This window comes from Gemmatimonadota bacterium, assembly GCA_021295815.1.
In the GTDB taxonomy this organism is placed as follows: domain Bacteria; phylum Gemmatimonadota; class Gemmatimonadetes; order Longimicrobiales; family Gaopeijiaceae; genus JAGWBQ01.
In genome coordinates this window covers 1-2,879 of record JAGWBQ010000021.1, presented here as the reverse complement: position 1 = coordinate 2,879, position 2,879 = coordinate 1, and the positions used below count along the sequence as shown (strand labels likewise).

Annotated in this window: 2 rRNA genes (1 of these 2 running past the window's edge); both read left to right on the top strand. The window is 58.6% G+C overall.

Going from position 1 to position 2,879, the window contains the following annotated elements:
• Nucleotides 1-616 (top strand): 16S ribosomal RNA (locus J4G12_09070); it begins 910 nt to the left of the window's first position.
• Nucleotides 617-901: 285 nt separating this feature from the next.
• Nucleotides 902-2,879: ribosomal RNA gene (locus J4G12_09065) — 23S ribosomal RNA — on the top strand; the annotation flags it as partial.

Sequence of the window (2,879 nt, the reverse complement as noted above, 5' to 3'; positions counted from 1 at the left end):
AAACTCAAAGGAATTGACGGGGGCCCGCACAAGCGGTGGAGCATGTGGTTTAATTCGAAGCAACGCGAAGAACCTTACCCAGGCTTGACATTCCGTGGAAAGCCCTTGGAAACAGGGGCCCTCCCTATGGGCTGCGGAACAGGTGCTGCATGGCTGTCGTCAGCTCGTGTCGTGAGATGTTGGGTTAAGTCCCGCAACGAGCGCAACCCTCGCCTCATGTTGCCAGCGAGTAATGTCGGGGACTCATGGGGGACTGCCGGTGACAAACCGGAGGAAGGTGGGGACGACGTCAAGTCATCATGGCCCTTACGCTTGGGGCTACACACGTGCTACAATGGCCGGCACAAAGGGTTGCAATCCCGCGAGGAGGAGCGAATCCCAAAAAGCCGGTCCAAGTTCGGATGAAGTCGGAATCGCTAGTAATCGTGGATCAGCATGCCACGGTGAATACGTTCCCGGGCCTTGTACACACCGCCCGTCACGCCATGGAAGCCGGGAGCGCCCGAAGTCCGTGACCCAACCTTCGAGGAGGGAGCGGCCTAAGGCGAGTTCGGTGACTGGGGCGAAGTCGTAACAAGGTAGCCGTAGGGGAACCTGCGGCTGGATCACCTCCTTATCCGGAGACACCGAGTAAGGTCCGTGGGCGAAGTTGCCCGGCGCGGAGCACCGTCTCCGCCATCGGATCGGAAAGGTACCTCGGAAGTCTTCCTGCTCAAGCACTCGCATACCTGGTCCAAGAGACCGATCGATCTGGGGTGGCGTCGAAATGCCGCACGCCCCGTTTGGTGTTTGAAAATATCAGGTTGAGAGTAGTGATGAGAGCCTTAGGTCCGTTTCTCCGGCACGGAGAAGCGGGTCGCAAAGCAAGTGTGACGGCTAAACGGTGTGACCGGCGAATGCTGGTCAAGTGGTAAAGTGCGTACGGTGGATGCCTAGGCACGAGGAGGCGATGAAGGACGTGGCAAGCTGCGATAAGCCTCGGTGAGCTGCAAGCGAGCTTCGACCCGAGGATTTCCGAATGGGGAAACCCGGCGGGGGTAATGCCCCGTCACCCGAGAGGGGGCGAACCCGGTGAACTGAAACATCTAAGTAACCGGAGGAAGAGAAATCAAATGAGATTCCCTGAGTAGCGGCGAGCGAAACGGGAATAGCCCAAACCGGTGGGGGTTAAAGCCCGCCGGGGTTGCGGGGCTCTGGAGAATCGAGACGCAAGCGTAGTCGAACGCGCCTGGAACGGCGGACCGCAGAGGGTGAGAGTCCCGTAAGCGAAACGCACCGCGTCGAGAGCCAGAGTTCCCAAGTAGGCCGGGACACGTGAAACCCCGGCTGAATCTGGGGGGACCATCCTCCAAGGCTAAATACGACCTCGTGACCGATAGTGAACAGTACCGTGAGGGAATGGTGAAAAGCACGCCTGACGGCGAGTGAAATAGAACCTGAAACCGTGCGCATACAAGCGGTAGGAGCCTGGTCCCGTCCACGGATGGGACGCGGGTGACTGCGTGCCTTTTGCATTATGATCCGGCGAGTTACTCCTCATGTGCGAGGTTAAGGCCTTCTGGGCCGTAGCCGAAGCGAAAGCGAGTCCGAAACGGGCGCCGAAGTACATGGGGGTAGACCCGAAACCGACGCGATCTATCCATGGCCAGGTTGAAGCTGGGGTAATGCCCGGTGGAGGACCGAACCGTTCTGTGGATAGGGGTGAAAGGCCAATCAAGCTCGGAGATAGCTGGTTCTCCCCGAAATATATTTAGGTATAGCCTCAGGGATTTTGTCCGGGAGGTAGAGCACTGAATGGGCTAGGGGCCCCACCAGGTTACCGAACCCAATCAAACTCCGAATGCCCAAGACATGAACCCTGGGAGTCAGTGGGCGGGCGATAATGTCCGTCCGCGAGAGGGAAACAGCCCAGACCGTCAGCTAAGGCCCCCAAGTGTGCGCTAAGTGAGAAAGGATGTGGATATGCAGAGACAGCTAGGAGGTTGGCTTAGAAGCAGCCATTCCTTTAAAGAGTGCGTAATAGCTCACTAGTCAAGTGTGTCCGCGCCGATAATGGTCGGGACTCAAGCGCACCGCCGAAGCTACGGATGTGACGGCCACCCCTCGGGGTGCGCCGAATCATGGTAGGGGAGCGTTCCCTGGGCCGAGAAGCGGAGCCGGAAGGTCCTCCGTGGAGCGCAGGGAAGCGAGCATGCCGGAATGAGTACGCGATAAACAGAGTGATTCCGGAGCCAGGCTTATCCGCTCCGGGTTAGTCGGTCCCTAAGCCGAGGCCGAAGGGCGTAGGCGATGGGAAACAGGTCAACATTCCTGTACCGCAGTGTTCGCGTTATTACCCAGAGGGGGGACGCGGGAGTGAAAGGACCGTCGGCATGTGGATCGCCGATGTAAGGTGGTAGGCGTTGAGAGGACGAAAAACCTCTTTAGCCGAGCACCGACGCCGAAGGGGACCTCGGTCCCCGCAAAGGGTCCCTAATCATGCCGCCAGGAAAAGCCTCGCTGGGGAGTTGGCGCTGCGACCGTACCGTAAACGGACACACGTAGGCGAGGCGAGAAGCCTAAGGTGCTCGAGTGATTTGCGGAGAAGGAACTCGGCAAAATGTCCCCGTAACTTCGGGAAAAGGGGAGCCCGTGGTAGGTGAAGCCGACGCATGGTGGAGCCGAAGCGGGCCGCAGAGAATCGGCCCAGGCGACTGTTTAGCAAAAACACAGGTGTCTGCAAAGTCGTTAAGACGACGTATAGGCACTGACGCCTGCCCGGTGCCGGAAGGTTAAGAAGAGGGGTTAGCTCACGCGAAGCTCTGAATTGAAGCCCCGGTAAACGGCGGCCGTAACTATAACGGTCCTAAGGTAGCGAAATTCCTTGTCGGGTAAGTTCC